Source organism: Rhodococcus sp. NPDC003322 (assembly GCF_053589555.1).
This window is the reverse complement of the sequence record NZ_JBSFSC010000005.1, coordinates 176789-199137: the sequence shown is the minus strand read 5'-3', so window position 1 is coordinate 199137 and position 22349 is coordinate 176789. Positions and strand designations below refer to the sequence as shown.

Genomic DNA, 22349 nt, shown 5'->3' with positions numbered 1-22349 from the left:
GGCGCCGAGTGCGCCCGCAGTGAATGACCTCACCCATTCGTCAGGGGTTCCCGAACCGCACCCTGCGGTCCTTGCCGTTCCCTTCTGACCGGGCCACCCCGGCACGTTCGCGTCGCACCGATCATCGGTCACGTCCTGCCACCGAACGATGTCGGCTGTCCCGGGCCGTCCGGCTGTGTCGCGCCACGACGGTTCCGTTCGGCTTGCGTTGTCGGCGTGCGCGGCCGGGCATGTGCCCGGTTCCTCCACGACGTCCCGTGATCGGTCGCTTCCATCAGCACTGCTGATCAGCCACAGCCGCCGAAGGAGATCCCCGATCATGTCCACGAAGTCCGCCGTCACCCTGAAGAACGTCACATTCCAATGGCCGGACGGCACAATCGCTCTCGACAACGTGAGCGGCACCTTCACGCCCGGACGCACCGGCCTCGTCGGCCGCAACGGTGCCGGAAAGTCCACCCTGCTTCGCCTCGTCGCCGGCCGCCTCGCTCCCACGTCGGGGCGGATCGACACGGCCGGCGACGTCGGCTACCTGCCGCAGACGCTGACGCTGGGGAAGGACGCGACCGTCGCGGAACTCCTCGGAATCGACGGCATCCGCGCCGCCCTCCGCGCGATCGAGTCCGGCGACGTCGACGAGCGGCACTTCCGCACGATCGGCGACGACTGGGACATCGAGTCGCGTGCGGACGAGGGCCTGCACGAGATCGGCTTCACCGCTGCGGATCTCGACCGTCGCGTGGACGAGGTCTCCGGCGGGGAGGCAATGCTCATCGCCGTCACCGGCCTGCGGATCCGCCGCACTCCGATCACCCTGCTCGACGAGCCCACGAACAACCTCGACCGTCCCACCCGCGCGAAGCTCGCCGAGTTCGTCGACTCGTGGCCCGGCACTCTCGTCGTGGTCAGCCACGACCGGGAACTGCTCGAACGCATGGAGAGCACCACCGAACTGCACAGCGCCGATCTCGAGACGTTCGGCGGCCCGTACAGCGCGTGGAAGGAGCATGTCGAGCAGCAGCAGGCCGCCGCCGTGCAGGAAGCCCGCTCGGCCCAGCAGGCACTCAAGGTCGAGCGACGTCAGAGAACCGAGGCGGAGACCAAGCTGGCCCGACGCGAACGCACTGCGAAGAAGACCCAGAAGGACGGCGGTATCCCCCGGATCCTCGCCGGAAACCGCGCGAGCAGGGCACAGGCATCCGCCGGGGCGATGCGTTCGACACTCGACGACAAGGTCGCCGCCGCACAGGCGGCCGCCGATGCGGCCGGCGCTCGTGTGCGGCGAGACGAACACATCCACCTCACACTCCCCGACCCGGACGTGCCGCGGAGCCGGCGCATCGCCGAGTTCCACGACGGAGACCGGACGATCGTGATCCAGGGACCCGAGCGCGTCGCGCTCGTCGGCCCCAACGGCGCCGGGAAGTCGACCCTGCTCGAACAACTCGTCCGCGGGACCGCCGAACTCTCGGGGCGCGCGCACGGTGCGCTGCTCACCGACCGGTTCGGGTACCTGCCTCAGCGACTCGACAACCTCGACGAAGCCGCGAGCGCACTGGAGAACGTTCGGGAGGTCGCGCCCGGAACACCCGTCGCCACGATCCGCAATCAGCTCGCCCGCCTGCTGCTCCGCGGTAACAGCGTCGACCGGCCCGTCGCCACGCTCTCCGGTGGTGAACGCTTTCGCGTGTCACTCGCCACGCTGCTGCTGGCCGAGCCACCCGCGCAACTGCTGATTCTCGACGAGCCGACGAACAACCTCGACATCTCCAGCGTCGAGCAGCTCACCGAGGCACTCGACGGCTACCGCGGTGCGATTCTGGTCGTCAGCCACGACGACGAGTTTCTGGACGGGCTCGGTGTCGACGTCACCCTGGAGCTCGACCGGAACGGACGCATCGGTCGTCGTGACGCGCCGCGTCCCGGTTCCGACGCCGTGAGGTGATCGCCGAATCCCGTGCGTCGGGGCCGGGGTGTGCGGGCGGCGGCGCGGCTACCCTGAACTCCCAGGAGGCTGCGCCATGCTGCACGTCGCCCTCCTGGGCGAACAGGCGATCATCGACACGGAGTCCGGGGACGCCGTGTCCAGGTCGCCGCGCGCGGTGGAGCTGCTCGCGTATCTGGTCGCACACGCCGGGATTCCGCAGCCGCGACAGCGCATCGCGGCGACGTTCTGGCCCGACTCCCCGGACGGTCAGGCACTGACGAACCTGCGCCGCGAACTGCACCACCTGCGCCGCACGCTGCACGACGCGCCGTCCCTGGTCGTGTCCGCCACCGACCTGTGCTGGCGCGACACCGACGGCGTGCGCGTCGACGCCCGCGTGTTCGCTCGCGAATCCCGCGCGGCCCGGGCCGCGGCCGAGCGCGGTGACGACGACGCCATCGACGCGCACGCCGCCACGGCGGTGGACCTGTACCGGGGGCCCTTCCTGCCCGCAGGCGAGGGCGACTGGGCCGCCGACACGCGGAACGACCTGGAACAGCGGTGCGTCGAGCTGTGTGACCTGCTGGTCGACGTCCGCGCCCGCACCGGGAACCTTCCCGGGGCGATCGAGATCGCGCGCCGGCGGGTCGCGCTGCGGCCCCTGGAGGAATCCGGGTACCGGACGCTGATGTCGCTGCAGGCCGAACTCGGTGACCGCGCCGGCGCGGTCCGCACGTACCACCGCTGCGCGGCCGTCCTCGAGCGGGAACTGGGCGTCGATCCCGACCCCGCCACCCGGTCGTCGTTCGAGCGGCTGCTGGGTCCACGGGCCGAGCGCGGCGAACCGGATCGCGCACCGCCGCCCACCGGAAGCCGTGCGGCACCGCTCGTCGGTCGCGACACCGAACTCGCCGACCTCGACGCGGTGTGGCAGCGGGCCGGCGCCGGGCACGCCGAACTCGTCGTGGTCCGGGGTGACGCCGGGGTCGGAAAGACCCGCCTCGTGGCCGAGTTGACGCGTCGGGTGCGCCGGCAGGGCACGCTGGTCGCCCGCAGCCGGTGCTTCGCGGCCGCAGGCAGGTTGCCGCTCGCTCCGGTCGCGGACTGGCTGCGGGAACCGGCGATCGCGGGCCGGGTGGCCGGCCTCGACCCCGGGGTGCGCGGCGAGGTCGATCGGCTGACCGGTACCGGTGACCGTGCGGCCACGAACACCCCGATCGGGATGGCGGACGCGTGGCGACGGCACCGGTTCGTCGACGCCCTGGCCCTGGCGTTGCTCGCCGGTGGGCGCCGGACCCTGCTCGTCGTCGACGACCTGCAGTGGTGCGACCCGGAGACCCTCGACTTTCTCGGGTATCTCGTCACGGCCAATCCGCACGCACCGCTGCTCGTCGCCGCGACGACACGCGGCGAACCGCCCGAACTCGCGCATCGGCTCGCCCGGCTGCGGGACGGCATCCCGGTCACCGAACTCGCCCTCGCCCCGCTCGGCCCCGACGCGAGCGCCCGGCTCGCGGACGCCCTCGCAGGCCGCGACCTGTCCGACACGGACCATGCCCTGCTCCACGCCGGCACCGGGGGGTTCCCGCTCTACCTCGTGGAGGCGATGCGCGCGGGTGGACCGACGTCCGGCGGGACCTCCACCGTGCCCGCGGAACGTTTGGGTGAGGTCCTCGACGCCCGGCTGACCCGGGCCGGTCCGGACGCCGAGGCGATCGCGGGGCTCACCGCAGCCGCCGGCCGGGACGTCACCCTCGACCTGCTGGTCGAGGCCGGTGACCTCGACCCGCCCGCCGTGGTCCGCGCGGTCGACGCCCTGTGGCGGCATCGGATCCTGCGCGAGACCGGACGTGGCTACGACTTCACCCACGACCTCCTGCGGGACGCCGCCTACGCGCGGATCGACCCACCGCACCGGTGGCTGCTGCACCGGCGCCTCGCGCAGGGGCTCGAACTGCTGCACGCCGACGACCCAGACCCGTTCAGTGCCCAGCTCGCGCGCCAGTACCACCTCGGCGGCCGACCCGACCGCGCGGTCCCCCACTATCTGCGGGCGGCCGAGATCGCGTCGGCGACCTTCTCGTACGAGGAGGCCATCCGGCTGCACCGGTCCGCGGCGGCGGCCGTCCGGGCCGCGCCGGACAGCGCGGCGACACGGCGCCGGGAGCTGATGGTCCTGGAGGCGTCGGCGGCGCCGCTGACCGCTTCCCGCGGCTACGCGTCGCCGGAACTGCAGGAGGTCCTCGAACGCGCGGTGGCCCTCGCTGAGCGTCTCGGTCACCGGGCGTCGCTCGTCGCAGGGCTGGTCGGGCTGTGGTCGTCGCGTTTCGTGCAGGGGCGCAATCCCGAGGCCGCTGCGGTCGCGGCACGGGCGCTCACGATCGCCGAGGACCTCGCGGATCCCGACGCCTCCGGCGCCGCACACTTCGCGTGTGGCGGGGCCGCGGTGACACTCGCGCACCCGGACGAGGCCCTGCGGCACTTCGCGGCGGCGGACGAACTGAGCGGCGGGGCGCGCACCCTGTGGGTGGGGGCCCGATTCGACGTGCACGCCCGGGCCTGGTCCGCGCACGCCCAGGCACTACAGGGGCGCTGCGTCGAGGCACGGGAGGCGGCGGCCTCGGCGATCGCACTGGCCCGCGACGTCGACCAGCCGTATAGCCTGGCGGTGGCGCTGGCGTACGGCGCGGTCACCGCCCAGTTGTGCCGCGACACGACCGCGCTTCGCGAGACGGTCACCGAACTGCGGTCGTTGTGCGAGCGGTACGGATTCGCCTACTACCGGGAGTGGGCACTGGTCCTCGACGGGTGGTCGCGGTCGCGGCTGGACCTCGCGACGGACGGCATCGACCGTCTGCGTGCGACCGGGGCGTTCGCGCGGATGCCGTACTGGCTCTCCCTCCTCGCCGACCTGCACGTCCGGGCGGGGCGGCTGGACTCGGCGCACGCGGTGATCGACGCCGCGCTGACTGCGGCCCGCGCCCGGAGCGAACTGTGGTGGGTGCCGGAGGTGCTGCGCCGGCGGGACGAACTCGAACGCACCGTTCGGGACCGGCCGTGACGGCCCGAACGCTCCGCGAACGCCGGCTTCCTAGCGTCGGTCACATGGCGTCCGACCCACGGACACCCCACCCCGAAGGACCGATTCGTCATGACCACCACACTCGACCACTCCGAACTCGCGGCCGCGCTCCGTGGTCGGCTCGTCACCCCGACCGATCCCGACTACGACCGGTCCCGCGCCGTCTACAACGCGATGATCGACCGCAGGCCCGCCGCCGTCGCGTACTGCCGTGACGCCGCGGACGTCGTGGCCTGCGTGCGGTACGGGCGGAAGAACGGACTCGAACTCGCCGTCCGCGGCGGCGGCCACAATGCCGGCGGTCTCGGCGTGTGGGACGACGCGCTGGTCATCGACCTGTCGCAGATGCACAGCGTCACCGTCGATCCCGAGCACCACACCGTCCGTGTCGACGGCGGTTGTGTGTGGGGCGACGTCGACCACGCGACCGTCGCGTTCGGGATGGCCACCCCGTCCGGCTTTCTCGCCTCGACCGGTGTCGGCGGACTGACCCTCGGCGGCGGGATCGGCTACCTGTCCCGGCGGTTCGGCCTCACCGTGGACAACCTGCTCGGCGCCGACGTCGTCCTGGCCGACGGCACCTTCGTCCACGCCGACGCCGACAACCACCCGGACCTGTTCTGGGCCCTGCGCGGCGGCGGCGGCAACTTCGGGGTCGTCACCTCGTTCACGTTCCGCTGCCACGACATCGGCGAACACGGCATCGTCATCGGCGGGCCCGTCCTCTACGACATCGCCGACACGGACGCCGTGATGCGCTGGTATCGGGAACTGATGCCCGCGCTGCCCGAGGAGCTCAGCGGCTGGATCTCGGTGCTCACCGTCCCGCCTGCGCCGCCGTTCCCGGAGGAACTGTGGGGTCGCAAGGCGTGCGGCATCGTGTGGTGCTACACCGGTCCGCACGATCGCGCCGACCAGGTTCTCGAACCGGTCCGCAGCTTCGGTGACCCGATGCTGGTCGGCGTGCACGAGCTGCCCTTCACCGCACTGCAGAGCGCCTTCGACGCGTTGTATCCCGCTGGGCTGCAGTGGTATTGGCGGGCAGACTTCTTCCAGGAGATCAGCGACACGGCGATCGGGGTGCACGAGAGGTTCGGCGCACAGCTCCCGACCGGGCATTCGACGATGCACATGTACCCGATCGACGGCGCCGCCGCCCGCGTCTCCGACGACGACACCTCGTTCGCCTACCGGGACGGCGGCTGGGCCGGCGTGATCGTCGGCGTCGATCCCGACCCCGCGAACGCCGACACCATCACCAGGTGGGCCAAGGACTACTGGACGGACCTGCACCCGACGTCCGCGGGCGGCGCCTACGTCAACTTCCTGATGGACGAGGGCCGGGACCGTGTCCGGGCCGCCTACCGCGGCAACTACGACCGGCTGGCCCAGGTCAAGCGCCGTTACGACCCGGAAAACGTCTTCCACGTCAACCAGAACATCACGCCGGCGGCGAACTGAACGGCCGATGGGCCTCGCGCGGGGCGCACAGTCTGCTCCACAGGACCGCGCGCCCCGGTGCGCGACCCACAGGCCCGCGAGGCCCCGGAACGGCCCGAAGCCGTGTCCGGGCCGCGCCTCTCGTGTCACCATGGTCCTCGTGGCCTACCTGGTGAAACCCGGACATCGCGCCCCGCCGGTGACCGCTCCCGTCCCGGCCGACGAGACTCTCCCCCGCGTCTGCGTCATCGGTGCCGGATCGTCGGGCATCGCCGCGGCGAAGGCCCTCTATCTCGCCGGGATCCCGTTCGACTGCTTCGAGAAGGGCAGCGTGATCGGCGGCAACTGGGTCTACGACAACCCGAACGACCAGTCCGCCTGCTACGAATCGTTGGAGATCAACACCTCCTGCCCGCGCATGGCCTACTCGGACTTCCCGATGCCGGCCCACTACCCGCCGTACGCGCGACACGACCAGGTCCGCGCCTACTTCGACTCGTACGTCCACCATTTCGGGTTCGGGCACACCATCACCTTCGACACCACCGTCCGGCACGTCACGCGCAACCCGGACGGTACCTGGTCGGTGCACACGACCGGTCCGGCCGGCGAACACGTCGGCACCTACGACGCCGTCCTCGTCGCGAACGGCCACCACTGGGACGCGCGGTGGCCCGATCCCGCCTATCCGGGCACCTTCACGGGAACGCAGATCCATTCCCACGACTACCGCAGCGCCGACCAGCTCACCGGCCGGGACGTCGTGGTCGTGGGCATGGGCAACTCGGGCCTGGACATCGCGGTCGACGCATCGAGGGTGGGCAGGAGCACCACGCTGTCGGTGCGCCGCAGCCACTGGGTGCTGCGCAAGATGCTGTTCGGCCGGGCGGCCGACCAGGTCGCGCTGCCCGGCTGGATGCCGTGGTGGGTGACGGCGGCCAGGCTGCGGATCGGCGCGGTCGCGTCCGGGAGCCTCACCCGGTACGGCCTGCCGCGGCCGGCACACCGGCCGGGTCAGGCGCATCCGGTGCAGTCCGAGCAACTGCGTGCGCGCCTGAAGGCAGGCGCGATCACCCCACGCCCCGGGATCGCCCGATTCGACAGTGACACAGTGGTTTTCACCGACGGAAGCAGATCGCGAGCGGACCTGATCGTGTGGGCCACCGGCTACCGGGTGAGCTTCCCGTTCCTCGACCCGGATCTGATCCGGGCCCGCGACAACGATCTGCCGTTGTGGAAGCGGACCGTGCACCCGGACCTGCCGGGCCTGTACTTCCTGGGGCTCCTGCAACCGGTCGGCGCGGTGATGCCGCTCGCCGAGGCCCAGAGCGCGTGGATCACCGAGATCCTCACCGGCCGGTACCTGCCGCCGCCGGAGGGCGAGATCCGCGCACAGATGACGGCCGAGCACGAACGCAACAAGCGGCAGTTCTACGCCTCGCCCCGCCACACGATGGAGGTCGACTTCGACCACTACCTCTGGGACCTTGCCCGGGAACGAAAGCGAGGCGCCCGCCGCGCCCACGCGCGGTGATCCGGGCGGCCGCTCCCGAGGCTCAGGTTCGACCTTCGAGGCGGGCGGCCAGCGCCGGACCGATCACGGCCAGCGACTGCGGCTCGATCATCTCGTTGTGCCCGCAGTCGACGGGGCACTCGTCGATGTCACCGGTGACGAGCGGCCGCCACTCCTGCGCCGATCGCACGGTACTCCCGTCCTGACCGCGCCCGGCCGGGAACACCAGCAGGTCGCCGTCGTACACGCCGGGTACGAAGCGGTGCACCAGCAGCCGCGAGTTCGCGTAGCCGTCGTTGATCCGCTCCAGGTGCGCCGCGGTGATCCCAGCGCTGCCGAGGAACTCGCCCAGCAGACGCGCCGCGGACTCGTAGGTCAGGCGCTCCTCGGTCGCACCGACGTCCAGCCCGAGACCACGCAGCAGGTCGCCCAGCTCGAGCCGTCCGAGCAGCGGGTCGGAGCCGTCGTCCGGGTAGCTGTCCATGAGCGCCAGGGTCGAGACGGATTCACCCTGCCGCTGCAGTTCGACGGCCATCGCGTGCGCGAGGACGCCGCCGAGGGACCAGCCGAGCAGGTCGTACGGCCCCTCGGGCGCGATGGCGCGGATCTCGTCGACGTACCGGCGCGCGAGCGCCTCGATCGATCCGTAGGCCGGACCTCCGGTGATCGCGGGCAGCTGCAGGCCGTACACGGGTCGTTCGGCGGGCAGGTACCGGACCAGCCCGGTGTACCCCCAGGACAACCCGATTCCGGGATGAACACAGAACAGCGGGCGGCCGGTTCCGGTGCCGCGCAGCGGGATCACGATCCGGAGCGCGTCCTCGACGGTCGCGGCGGCCGTCTCACCGATTCGGCGCGAGAGTCCTGCCGGCGTCGGATCGAGGAAGAGCATCTGCAACGGGACGTCCCGTCCGAGGGACTCGCGGAGATCGGTCACCACACGGGTCGCCAGTAGCGAGTTGCCGCCGTGGTCGAAGAAGCTGTCGTCGGCGCCGATTCTCTCCACTCCGAGCACGGTGGCGAACGCACCTGCGACCGCCGCCTCCACCGGACCGGCGGGCTCCCGGTAGGCGGCCGAGGTGAACTGCGGCATCGGCAGCGCGTCCCGGTCGAGTTTGCCGGTGGCGGTGGTCGGGATCCGGTCGAGCACCGTGACCGTCGCCGGGACCATGTGGCGCGGAAGTCGCTGTGCCACAGCGCGGCGGAGTTCAGCGGGTGAGGTGCGTGCGGTCCCGATCGCACGCACGTAGGAGCACAGCAGCGTGTCCCCTGCCGGTCCGGTGCGCGCGATCGTCACCGCGAACCCGACGCCCGGCTGCGCGGCGAGAACCGCATCGATCTCGGCGGGTTCGACGCGGAAGCCGCGAATCTTCACCTGGAAGTCGCTGCGGCCGATGTACTCGAGCGTGCCGTCGGTCCGTCGGCGGACCAGGTCGCCGGTGCGGTACATCCGCTCCCCCGGCCTGCCGAACGGGTCGGCGACGAACCGGCCGGATGTCAGCGCGGGCCTGCGGTGGTAGCCGCGGGCGAGTGCCCGCCCCGCGACGTACAGCTCGCCGACCACACCGGACGGCACCGGGTGCAGACGCGAGTCGAGGACCATCTCGGACACACCGCGGATCGGTCCACCGAACGTGATCGGCGCACCGGGAACCATCGGTTCGCTGATGTTCGCCATGATCGTGGTCTCGGTGGGGCCGTATGCGTTGAGCATGGTGCGGTCCCGAGCCCACTGCTCCACCAGTTCCGGCGGGCACGGTTCACCCGCGACGACCAGCGCGCGGAGCGTGCCGAGCCCCGCGGGCTCCACCGACGCCAGGGTGGTCGGGGTGACGAAACCATGTGTGATGCGCCCGGTTTCGAGGGCCTCGGCCAGCTCGGTGCCCCCGTGGACGTCGGGCGGGACGATCACCGTCGTCGCGCCCGCGCTCAGCGCCATCACCATCTCGAACACCGATGCGTCGAAGCTCGGGGACGCGAAGTGCAGGGTGCGGGCGTCCGGGGTGACGCCGAGACGGGTGCGCTCCTCGCGGGCGAGGTTCGCCAGACCACTGTGGGTGAGGACGACGCCCTTCGGGATGCCGGTCGACCCCGACGTGTAGATCAGGTACGCGGGGTGGTCGACTCGGACGGGCCGGGTCCGCTCTGCGTCGGCGATCGGCGCGTCCGGCAGGGCCGCGACGGACCTCACCGTGCCGGGATCGTCGAGCACCACCCAGTCGACGCCGTCCGGCAGCCGATCGCGCGCTCCGGCCACGGTCACCCCGAGCACGGCCCCGGAATCGCCGAGCATGTGCTCGATCCGCTCCGCCGGGTATCCCGGATCGACCGGAAGGAACGCCGCCCCGGTCTTCGCGACCGCCCACACCGCGAGCACGGACTCGGGCGACCGCGACAGCCCCAGTGCGACATAGCGCTCGGGACCCACGCCGCGGCCGATCAGGAGCCGCGCCAACCGGTTGGACCGCCGATCCAGCTCTCCGTAAGTCACCTCGATGCCGTCGCCGGCGACCGCGACCGTGTCCGGGTCGTGCGCGGCGTCCGTCAACAGTCCGGGCAGGAGCAGCTCCGGGGCGTCGGGGGCGCCCTGGGCCGGAGCGAGGTCGCGCAGTTCGTCGTCGCGCAGGATCGCGATGTCCCCGACCGCGGCGCGGGGATCGGCGAGCGCGGATTCGAGTGTCCGGAGGAACCGTTCGGCGAAACCTCGCACCGTGTCGCCGTCGAACAGATCGGTCGCGTACTCGATGCTCCCGGCGATGCCGGCCGGGGCGCCCGCCGCGTCGAACTGCTCCGCGAGCACGAACTCGAGGTCCTCCTTCACCACACCGGAGGGTGTGGCGAGGCCCTCGACCGTCAGCCCGGGCAGGTCGAGGCGGGTCCTCGTGTCGTTCTGGAACTCCAGCGCCACCTGGAAGATCGGAGAGTATGCCGTCGACCGCGGCGGATCGAGCGCCTCCACCACGCGTTCGAACGGCAGGTCGGCGTGCCCGAACGCACCCAGGTCGACCTCGCGCACCGCGGCCACCAGATCGGAGAACGATTGCGCCGCATCGATCCGGGTGCGCAACGCGAGCGTGCCGACCAGCATGCCGACCAGGTCGTCGAGCGCCGGTTCGCCACGGCCCGCAATCGGGGTGCCGATCACGATGTCGTCGGTGTCGCCGAGACGGCTCAGCAACACCGCGAGCGCCGCGTGCACGGTCATGAACACGCTCGTGCCGTGACGCCGCGCGAACTCCTCGAGCCTGCGGTGCACTTGCGGCTCGATCGCGAAACCCGTTCGGGCGCCGCGGAACGACTGCTGGAGCGGGCGCGGGCGATCCGTCGGCAGACCCAGGAGATCGGGTGCCCCCGCGAGCGTCGACGTCCAGTGGTCGAGCTGCCGGGCGGCCAGCGACCCGGGGTCGTCGGCGTCGCCGAGCAGCCGGCGCTGCCACAGCGTGTAGTCGGCGTACTGCACCGCCAGCGGCGACCATTCGGGTGCGCGGCCCGCCGCCCGCGCCGCATACGCGCGGACCAGGTCCCGGGACAGCGGTCCCACCGAGAATCCGTCGACCGAGATGTGGTGCGCCACCAGGACCAGGACGTGTTCCTCGGCACCGAGCGCGAACAGCGCCCCGCGGACCGGCACGCGGGCGGTGACGTCGAACCCGGCGGACACCTCGGTGTGGATCCGCCGGGCCAGCTCCTCCTCGCCTGCGACCGGCACCGGCCGCAGGACCGGCACGGCCTCGGCCGCCGGGAGTATCCGCTGCACCGGGCCGTCGCGCCCGACCGGGAACACGGTGCGCAACGACTCGTGCCGGTCGACGACGTCGGAGAGGGCCGCATCGAGGGCCGGGGCGTCGAGGGCACCGGACAGTCGCACCACGAGCGGGACGTTGTAGGCGGGCGAGGCCGGGTCGAACCGGTTGATGAACCACATCCGCTGCTGCGCCGGCGACAGCGGGATCTCGTCGGGCCGTCCGGTCGCCTCCAGGACGGGCCGACCGGACGCGCCCGCCGCCCCGTGCTCGATGCGCTCGGCGAGTGCCGCCGCGGTGGGTGCCGCGAAGAGCTCGCGGACACCCAGTTCGATGCCCAGGGTCTCCCGGAGCCGCGCGACCGCACGGGTCGCGGACAGTGAATTGCCGCCGAGTTCGAAGAAGTCGTCCCCGGTCCCGACGCGGTCCGCCCCGAGCACCGTCGCGAACACCGCGGTCACCGCCTCCTCGACCGGGTTGGTCGGCGGCCTGAACTCGGCCGCTGTCCGGCCCGACGCGGGATCGGGCAGCGCGCGGCGGTCGAGCTTCCCGGTCGGGGTGAGCGGGATGTCGTCCAGCACCACGATCGATGTCGGCACCATGAAGTCGGGGACGTGCGCGGACAACCGGGCCCGGAGCTCGTCGACGGTGACGTCCCGGCCGTCGGCGGCGGCGACATAGGAGACCAGGACGGTCTCACCGCCCGGCCCGGGGCGGCCGAGTGTCACCGCGAAGCGCACGTCGGGGTGTGCCGCGAGCACGGCGTCGATCTCGCCGAGTTCGATGCGGAACCCCCGGACCTTCACCTGGAAGTCGCTGCGCCCGCGGTACTCGAGCCTCCCGTCCCCGGTCCACACACCGACGTCGCCGGTGCGGTACATCCGCCCGCCCGCCGCGCCGAAGGGGTCGGCGACGAATCGACCGGCGGTCGTCGCGGCCCGGCGGTGGTAGCCGCGGGCCAGACCGGGACCGGCGATGTAGACCTCGCCCTCGACACCCACCGGCACCGGCTGCAGTCGGGCGTCCAGGATCACCTCGGCGACGCCGCGGATCGGCCCGCCCAGCGGAATCGGTGCGACCCCCGGCACACAGTCCTCGGCGTTCACGACGATCGTGGTCTCGGTCGGCCCGTACACGTTGAGGACGCGCCGCCCCGGCATCCAGTCCGTGATCAGATCCGGCGGCCACGCCTCCCCGCCGACCATCACGCATTGCAGGTCGTCGAGCCCGGTCGGGTCGATCGAGGCGAGGGCGGCCGGCGTGATGAAGGCGTGGGTGACGCGCTGCTCCCTCAGCACCGCGGTCAGTTCCGCACCGCCGTACACGGTGCGGGGCACGATCACCATGGTCGCGCCGGCCGCGAAACACAGCAGGTATTCGAGCAGCGAGACGTCGAAGCTGGGCGACGAGAAGTGCAACGTCCGGGAGTCCCCGGTCACCGCGCACCGATCCCGCTGTTCGTCCGCGTAGTTCGCCAGGCCCCGATGGGTCAGCGTGACCGCCTTCGGCCGGCCCGTGGAGCCGGACGTGTAGATCAGGTACGCCGGATTGTCGATGCGCAGAGGCGCCGTGCGCTCCGCATCGGTCACCGGCGCCGCCGATCTGGATTCACAGTCCGCCGCGAACGCGGGGTCGTCGAGCGTCAGCCACGGCAGCGTGTCGGGCAGCCGGTGCCGATGGGCAGCGACCGTGAGCCCGACGCCGGCACCGGAGTCGGCGAGCATGTGCTCGACCCGCTCGGCGGGATAGTCCGGGTCCACCGGGACGAATGCGGCCCCGGTCCGGGCCACCGCCCACATCGCGAGGACCGACTCGATGGACCTGGGAATTCCTAGTGCCACATAGGTTTCCGGTCCCGCACCGCGGGCGGTCAGCGCCCGCGCCAGCCGGTTGGACCGGGCGTCGAGGTCCGCGTAGGTGAGCCTCCGGTCCCCGGACACCAGCGCGACCGCGTCGGGGTTGCGGGCCGCCGCGTCCGCGAGGATCTCCGGAAGGGTACGGGCGGCGCTGCGCGGCGCTCCCCGTACCGGCGCCAGCATCCGGCGTTCGCCGGCCGTCAGCAGGTCCAGCGCGGCCAGGCGCCGACCCGGATCGGCACCGATCGCGCGCAGGACGTGCAGGAGCCGGCGGGCGGCGGCGTCGACCACGGTCCGGCCCACGAGGTCCGGGCGGAACTTCATCGTCAGGCGGAGCCGGTCGGTCGCGGACGCGACCACGCTCAGCGGGTAGTGGGCGGAGTCGCGGACCTCGATGCCGATCACGTGCATCCCCGCGATGTCGGTGGTCGCGGACAGCTCGCCGGGCACGGGGTAGGACTCGAAGACGGTGAGCGTGTCGAAGACGGCACCCGGTCCCGATTCACGCTGGATGTCGGTGAGCCCGACGTGGTGATGATCGAGCAGAGACGCCTGCTCCGCCTGCACCCTGTCGAGCAGCGCACCCAGTGTCTCCGCGGCATCGAGCCGGATCCGGACCGGCACCGTGTTGATGAACAATCCGATCATCGATTCGATGCCGGGCACGTGCGGGGGCCGCCCGGACACGGTGGCGCCGAACACGACGTCGTCGCGGCCGGTGAGGAGTCCGAGGACGATCGCCCATCCGACCGAGACGACGGTGGCCGGCGTCACCCCGCGTTCCTGCGCGAGGGCGCGCAGTCGCCCGGTCGCCGCCACGTCCAACTCGTACGGCACGTCCAGGGACGGGGTGGACTGTGCGGTCGTGGCGGAGCCCTCACGGACGAGCAGAGTGGGCTCGTCCTGTCCGCCGAGGGCGTCGGCCCACGCGTGCAGCGCCGCCGAGCGGTCCTGCGCCGCGAGCCATGCGAGATAGCCGTGGTTCGGCCGTACCGGCGGCAGCGCGGACGGGTCGCCGTCGGTGGCGTAGAGGCTGACGAGCTCCGCGAGCAGCAGCGGTGTCGACCACCCGTCGAGCAGGATGTGGTGGTTGGTCAGCACCAGCCGGCACGTTCCGTCGGGCAAGCGCACCAGACGGATTCGCAGCAGCGGCGGTGTCGCCATGGCGAACGGACGGGTGCGGTCCTCGGCGAGGATCTCACCGAACCGCGCCGCCGCCGACTGGTCGGTGGACGCGCGCAGATCCGTCTCCGTCCACGGCGCGGCCACGCCGTCCTGGACGATCTGCACGGCCTCCCCGTCCGGGGCGCGCACGAACGCCGTCCGCAGGTTCGCGTGCCGGTCGACCACGGCCTGGACCGCTCGCTGCAGGCGCCGGGAGTCGACGTCGCCGCCGAGGGTGAGGAGCAGCTGCACCAGGTACGCGTCCAGCGAGGTGTCGGCGAGTTCGGCGTGGAAGAACATGCCGCGCTGCATCGGAGTCAGCGGCCACACGTCGGACAGCGACGGGAACCGCTCCTCGAACCGCTCGATCGTGGACTGGTCCAGGTGCACCAGGGCCAGATCCGACGGCGTCCGCCCGCCCGCACCCGGCGCGTTCGCCTGGGCGGCAATCGCCCGGGCAGCGACGATCCACTCCTGCGCCAGCCGTTCCATCTCGTTCGCATCGAGCACGCGGCGCGGGAAGGCCCACGTGACCTTGATCCGGGGGCCGTCCGGGCCGGGCACCGTCATCGCGTTGACGTCGATCGCGAAGGCCACCGGCATGGTCGCCGCCGCGGCGTCGGACAGGCCGGATTCCGTCACCGGGAGCCAGTGTCCGTCGCCGCGCGGATCGGAGCCGCGATCGAGCCGACCGAGGTAGTTGAAGCTGATCTCCGGCTCGGGCGAACCGTCCAGTTCCGGCCGGGTCTCGTCGCCGAGGTACCGGAGCAGGCCGTACCCGATCCCGTGGTCCGGTGCCGCGCGCAGCTGTTCCTTGACCGCCTTGACCGCCGCACCGGCCGCGGCACCACCACTGCGGGCCTCGTCGATGTCGACGCCCGACAGGTCCAGCCGCACCGGGTGGATCGACGTGAACCACCCCACCGTGCGGGACAGGTCGGCGCCGGGCACCACCTGAGGCTCCCGGCCGTGTCCCTCCACTGCCACCGTGACGTCGTCGGTCTCCACACCGCGGCCGCGCCGCCACTGCACGAGCGCGAGGGCCAGCGCGGTGAGCAGTCCGTCGTCGACGGATCCGTGGAACACCCGCGGCACCGTCGTCGTCAGGCTTCGGGTCACGTCGGCAGGCAGCTCCACCTCGACGCGGTCGAGGGTGCCGACGACGTCGACCGACGGATCGAGTTCACCCACAACGCGTACCGCCGACGTTCCGGGGACGGCCGACCGCCACAGTGCCAGCTCGCCGGTGCGGCCCTGCGCCGCCTGCACCAGCCCGGCCGCCCAGGTGCGCATCGACGTGCCGGTCGCAGGCAGATCCGGCTCCGCGCCGTCCGCGGCCTGCGCAGCGGCGAGCGCGAGGTCGGGAATCAGGATCCGCCACGAGACCCCGTCGATCACGAGATGGTGGGCCACGACGAGCAGCCGGGCCGCGTCGCGCCCGACGAAGTGCACCAGCTGGATCATGGCGCCGGACTCCGGGTCCAGCCGGTCGGCGGCCTCCTCGAGTGCGCCGCGGACGGACGCGGCGAAGTCCGCTCCGGCAACCGAGTCGAGCGGGATCCGCCGCACCACCGTGTCGGCGCGCACCGCCCCCGTCGGCCGCACCTCGAGCCGCCACCCGCACACCGAACGCGCGTCCGGGCGCAGCCGGGACCGCAGCATGTCGTGCCGGTCCAGGACGGCGCCCACCGCGCGGGTGAGGGTGTCACCGTCGATTCCGCCGGGCACGGCGAGCAGAACCGACTGGGAGTAGCGGCGGAAGTCGCCACCGCGCTCGATCATCCATCGCATGATCGGGGTGAGCGGCAGGTCGCCGACGCCGCCGCCCGGCAGTTCCGGCAGCACGACCACGCGCTCGGAATCGGTGAGGTCGGCGACCGCGGCGAGGCCGGCGACGGTGCGGCTCTCGAACACGTCGCGGGGTGTGAAGGTGACCCCCGCGGCCTTCGCGCGGGACACCAGCTGGATGGACATGATCGAGTCGCCACCGAGCCCGAAGAACGAGTCGTCGACACCGACCGACTCGACGCCGAGGATCTCCGCGAACAGGGTCGCGAGCACGTGCTCGGTGCCGGTGCGGGGTGCTCGCCCGCCGACGGTCTCGGGTCGCGGTTCGGGAAGTGCGGTGCGGTCGACCTTGCCGTGTGCGGTGATCGGGAACTCCGCGAGGACCGTCGTCACGGACGGCACCATGTGTCCGGGCAGCCGACGGCCGACGGCCTCGGTGACCGCAGCCGGATCGAGGTCGGCACTGGATTCGGGGACCACATAGGCCACCAGGCGTGCGGCGCCGTCGACGGGCCCGGGCCGCGCGAGCACCACGGCGGAGGCGACACCCGGAACCGCGGACAGCGCCGACTCGACCTCCCCCGGCTCGACCCGGAACCCTCGGATCTGGACCTGGGAGTCGCCGCGCCCCAGGAACTCGAGCTCGGCGTGCGAGTTCCAGCGTGCGCGATCGCCGGTGCGGTACATCCGGCCCGACGCCCCGAACGGGTCGGCGACGAAGCGTCCCGCGGTCAGGCCCGGTCGTCCCCGGTAGCCGCGCGCCACCTGTGCGCCGGACACGTACAGTTCGCCCGCCACCCCGATCGGCACCGGCCGCAGGCGGTCGTCGAGCACCCACACCCGCACCCCGGGGAGCCCGCGACCGATCACGGATCCGGCGTGGCGCGGCCCGACGATCGTCTCTTCGTCGATCACCCGCCACGTCACGTGCACGCAGGTCTCGGTGATCCCGAACATGTTCACCAGCGCCGGCACCGAGGCACCGTGCCGCTCGACCCATCCCGCGAGGCGGGTGACGTCCAGTTCCTCGCCGCCGAACACGACCCAGCGCAGTGCGAGGGTTCCGCCCTCGGCATCGGCAGCGGCGTCGGCCTGCGCGAACTGGTGGAAGGCCGACGGCGTCTGGCTGAGCATCGTCACCGACTCCGACACCAGCAGGTGCCTCAGCTCGTCCGGGGATCGTGCGGTGTCGTGGTCGACGACCACCAACCGGCCACCGAAACCCAACGCCCCCCACAGTTCCCACACGGCGAAGTCGAACGCGAACGAGTGGAACATCGTCCACACGTCGGCCCCGCCGAAGCCGAGCACGGCGCGCGCGCCGGTCAGCAGCGTCACCGCGTTCCGGTGGGACACCGCGACGCCCTTCGGCCTGCCGGTCGACCCTGACGTGTAGATCACGTACGCGACTGAATCCGCGTGCAGTGGACCGGTCCGGTCGGCATCGGTCACCGGCGCGGCGTCCAGGGCATCCAGCTGTGCACGCATCTCCGGGCGGTCGAGACGCACCACCGGAGCCCCGGCGCCGCCGACGCTCCCGTCCACGAGATCCGGCGGCACACCGGCGTCGACCAGCACGCAGGCCGGTGCCGCATCGTCGAGCAGGAACCCGATGCGCGCCGCCGGATACGACGGGTCAACCGGCAGGTAGGCCGCACCCGACCGCGCGACCCCGACGAGCGCGGCCACCAGGTCGGCCGACCGTCCCATCATCACGGCGACCACGGACTCCGGTCCGATGCCCCGATCGATCAGCCAGCGCGCCAACCGGTTCGAACGCTCGTCCAGTTCTCGGTACGTCACCCGCGTGCCCCCATCGACCACGGCGATCGCGTCCGGGCCTGCAGTGACCGCCGCGGCGAACAGCTCCGGCAGCGTCGCCTCCGCAGGCACCGCCGGCAGCGTCCCCTCCGCCGGCACCGCCGGCAGCGTCCCCTCCGCAGGTGCGGCGAGTTCCGGCCCGGACGCAAGTTTCGCCACCACCTCGCGTGCAAACGCGCCCGTGACGTCGATGTCGCCGACACGGACGGACGAATCGGCCGCGACGGCCGCGAGCACCCGACCGAACATGTCCGCCAGGCCCGTCGCAGTGGCCTCGTCGAACACGTCGGCGGCGAACAGCACGTCGCCCGTCAGTCCCGCCGCCGCCCCGGAGCCGTCGAACCGCTCCCCGATTCCGAACTGCAGGTCGTACTTGATCTCTCCCATCTCGACGTCGACCACCCGGGCCGTCAGTCCCGGCAGCCGCACGTCGGGGCGGTCGACGTTGCGGAACTCGAGCATCACCTGGAACAGCGGAGCGTACGACGTCGACCGCGCCGAACTCGCCCGCTCCACGAGCCGCTCGAACGGCACGTCGGCGTGCGCGAACGCGTCCACGTCCGCGTCTCGTGTCCCGGCGAGCACCGCATCGAACGACGCCGCGGGATCGACCGGGGTTCGCAGGACCAGGGTGTTCACGAACATGCCGACCAGGTCGTCCAATTCGGCCTCGCCGCGCCCGGCGACCGGGGTGCCGACCACAACGTCACGGCCCGCCCCCACCCGGGACAGCAGCACGGCGAGCGCGGCGTGCACCACCATGAACACCGTCGAATCGTGCCTGCGGGCGAGGGCGACGAGCGCGCGGTGGACGCCGGGACCCACCGACAGCCGGACCCGTCCGCCGCGCGTCGAGCGCCGGATCTCCCGTGGGCGGTCCAACGGCAACCCGGTCACCGGCGGCGCCCCCGCCAGCCGGCCCTCCCACCAGGCGAGCTCGCCGGCGATGCGCGAGTCCGGGTCGCCGGGCGACCCCAGTGTCGAGCGCTGCCACACGGCGAAATCCGCGTACTGGACCGGCAGCGTCCCCCAGTTCGGGGCGCCGCCGCCGACACGTGCCGCATACGCCGTCGCGACGTCACGAGCCAGGGGGCCGATCGAGAAGCCGTCCGCCACGATGTGATGGACCGCCAGCACGAGAACGTGCTCGTCCGCCGCGGTGCGCAGCAGACGGACCCGCACCGGAACCTCGTGTGCCACATCGAATCCCTCGTGCACGATCTCGTCGATGCGGGCGGCCACCCGATCCGCGGGGACCGGCTCCGGCGTCAGGTCCCCGACCACACCGGGCGCGGGCACCATCACCTGGACCGGTCCGGCAGCATGCCGGGACAGGCCTGCAGCCGGTTGGGACAGGCCTGCGGCCGGCTGGGACGGGAACACCGTCCGCAACGCTTCCTGGCGTTCCACCACGTCGATCAGCGCGCGGCGCAGGGCCGCGGCGTCGAGGCTCCCCGACAACCGCAGCACCATCGGCACGTTGTATGCGGCGGACGCCGGATCGAACTGGTTGACGAACCACATGCGTTCCTGCGCCAGCGACAGCGGGATGCGGTCGGGCCGTACGCCCGTGCGCAACTCGTCCGTGGGCCGTGCGACAGCGCGCGCACACCGCGGCGCGAGCGCGGACGCGGTCGGGCACTCGAAAAGGTCGCGCACCCCGATCCCGGTGGCGAGCACCCGGTTGATGCGGGCCACGGCCCGCGTCGCGCTGAGAGAGTTTCCGCCCAACACGAAGAAGTCGTCGTCGACTCCGACCCGGTCGACACCGGTCACGTCGGCGAACACGGTGACCAACCCCGCCTCGGTTGCGTTGCCCGGTTCCCGGAATCGCGGTGTCAACGAGGCGAAGTCCGGTTCGGGCAACGCCGCGCGGTCAAGCTTGCCCACCGGGGTGAGCGGCACCTCGTCGAGCGTCACCACGGTCGTCGGCACCATGTGCGCGGGCAGGCTCCTGCCCGCGAAGTCCATGACGTCGGCGACGTCGACACCGTCCGCGGAATTCGGCACGACATAGGTCACCACCATCGGGTCGCCGGCTTCCCGTGATCGCGCTGCCGTGACGGCGAACCCGACCCCGGGGTGAGCGGCGACCACCGCGTCGATCTCCCCGAGCTCGATGCGCAGTCCCCGCACCTTGACCTGGAAGTCGTTGCGTCCCAGATAGTCGAGTGTTCCGTCCGGCCGCCACCGGACGACGTCACCGGTGCGGTACATCCGGGCGCCGGGCCCGCCACGCGGATCCGGCACGAATCGCGCGGCGGTCAGCGCGGCCCGGCGGTGGTATCCGCGGGCCAATCCCGCTCCCGCGATGTACAACTCGCCGGGCACCCCGGCCGGAACCGGCCGCAGGAAGCGGTCGAGGACGAGCAGGTCGGTGCCGCGCACCGGCGCCCCGATCGGCACCCGCGCTCCGGGCACCAGCGGCACACTGATCGTCGTCAGGATCGTCGACTCGGTCGGCCCGTATCCGTTGAGCATCGTGCGTCCCGTCGCCCAGTCGGCGACCAGTTCGGGACCGATGGCGTCGCCCGCGACGACAAGCACGTCGAGGGCGTCGAGCCGGTCGGGATCGACGGTGGCCAGTGCGGCAGGTGTGATGCAGGCGTGGGTGATCCGCTCGCGGCGCAGCAGTTCGGCCAGCTCGGCGCCGCCGTACACGCCGGGCGGCGCGATCACCAGGGTCGCGCCCGCGGTCGCGGCCTGCAACAGTTCGAGCACCGAGACGTCGAAACTCGGCGAGCACACGTGCAGGCACCGCGCCGTCGCCGGGATCGCGTAACGGTCACGCTGCGTTGCGAGCAGGGCCGACAGGCCGCGGTGTGTGACGCTCACGCCTTTCGGCCGGCCGGTCGATCCCGAGGTGTAGATCAGGTACGCGACGTCGTCGACGTGCAGGGCACCCGTCCGCTCCGCGTCGTCGACGCCCTCGGCGGAAAGCGCGACGACGTCCGCCTCGCAGCCGGGATCATCGACCGGCAGCCAGCGGACACCGTCCGGCAGACGGTGGCGATCGGCGGCGGTGGCCAGCCCCAGCGCGGCGCCCGAATCGGTGAGCATGTGCCGGACGCGGTCGAGTGGGTAGGTCGGATCAACGGGCACGAACGCCGCACCGGTCTTCGCGACCGCCCACACCGCCGTCACCGACCGCGCCGACCGCGGCAGGGCGATCGCGACCACCGTGCCCGGCCCCACTCCCGCACCGATCATGTACCGCGCCAGCCGATTCGACTCCGCCTCGAGTTCCCGGTACGACAGCTGCACCTCCCCCGCCCGAACTGCCACCCGGTCGGGCTCGACCGCGGCACCGGCGACCAGGATCTCGGGCAGCAGACGTGGCGGGCTCGCTTCGCCGCCACGAATCGGCGTGGCGGTGTGGCGCTCGCGGGCGGACAGTAGGTCGACCCGGGCGACGGGACGCGCCGTCTCGTCGGTGACGGTCGCGAGCGCGATCCGCAACCGGTCGGCGATCGATTCCACCTCGAGGGGGCCGAGGCGGTCGGGCCGGTACTTCAGGGTCATTCGCAGGCGGTCGTCCACGCTCGCCAGCACGGTCAGCGGGTAGTGCGTGGCGTCGAAGCCCTCGACACCCGTCACCCGCAGTCCGGCGATGTCGGTGCCGCTGTCACGTGCCAGGGCCGAGCGGTCGACGGGATACGACTCGAAGACGGTCAGGGTGTCGAACGTCGCCGCCGGACCCGCCGCCCGCTGGATCTCGGCGAGCCCGATGTGGTGGTGGTCGAGCATCGCCGCCTGCTCGGCCTGCACACGGTCGAGCAGTTCACCGACGGTTTCGCGGGGGTCGAACCGGACCCGCACCGGCACGGTGTTGATGAACAGTCCGATCATCGACTCGATCCCCGGTACCTGCGGCGGGCGACCCGAGACCGTCGCACCGAAAACCACGTCGGTGCGATCGGTCAGCGTGCCGAGCACCAGCGCCCAGGCGACCTGCACGACGGTGTTGACCGTCACCCCGCGTTCGCGGGCCGCCGCCACCAGCGCCGCGGTCTCG

The 22349-nt window shown here is 72.2% G+C and carries 5 protein-coding genes (1 of these 5 cut by a window edge); 4 read left to right on the top strand and 1 reads right to left on the bottom strand.

Going from position 1 to position 22349, the window contains the following annotated elements:
- Positions 1-319 precede the first annotated feature (319 nt).
- The 4 genes from ACWDUM_RS20305 (at position 320) to ACWDUM_RS20290 (ending at position 7983) form a co-directional block, all read left to right on the top strand.
- Positions 320-1945: an ABC-F family ATP-binding cassette domain-containing protein gene (locus ACWDUM_RS20305; protein WP_450135332.1), complete on the top strand. Its 1626-nt coding sequence runs from the start codon at positions 320-322 to the stop codon at positions 1943-1945.
- 76 nt (positions 1946-2021) lie between these two features.
- The gene (locus ACWDUM_RS20300) at positions 2022-4988 is read left to right on the top strand and encodes an ATP-binding protein (RefSeq protein WP_450135331.1); all 2967 of its coding nucleotides are present in this window, start codon (positions 2022-2024) and stop codon (positions 4986-4988) included.
- A 90-nt stretch (positions 4989-5078) separates the two neighbouring features.
- Positions 5079-6470, top strand: a complete 1392-nt coding sequence (locus ACWDUM_RS20295; protein WP_450135330.1) for an FAD-binding oxidoreductase — start codon at positions 5079-5081, stop codon at positions 6468-6470.
- Between the two features lie 139 nt (positions 6471-6609).
- The gene (locus ACWDUM_RS20290) at positions 6610-7983 is read left to right on the top strand and encodes a flavin-containing monooxygenase (protein WP_450135329.1); all 1374 of its coding nucleotides are present in this window, start codon (positions 6610-6612) and stop codon (positions 7981-7983) included.
- A 22-nt stretch (positions 7984-8005) separates the two neighbouring features.
- Here ACWDUM_RS20290 and ACWDUM_RS20285 read toward each other — a convergent pair whose 3' ends face one another.
- Positions 8006-22349: the 3' portion of a non-ribosomal peptide synthase/polyketide synthase gene (locus tag ACWDUM_RS20285; RefSeq protein WP_450135328.1), read on the bottom strand. 12758 nt of this gene lie beyond the right edge of the window; the window shows 14344 of its 27102 coding nt (coding positions 12759-27102); its start codon lies beyond the right edge, outside the window — the gene reads right to left on this strand; it ends in the stop codon at positions 8006-8008.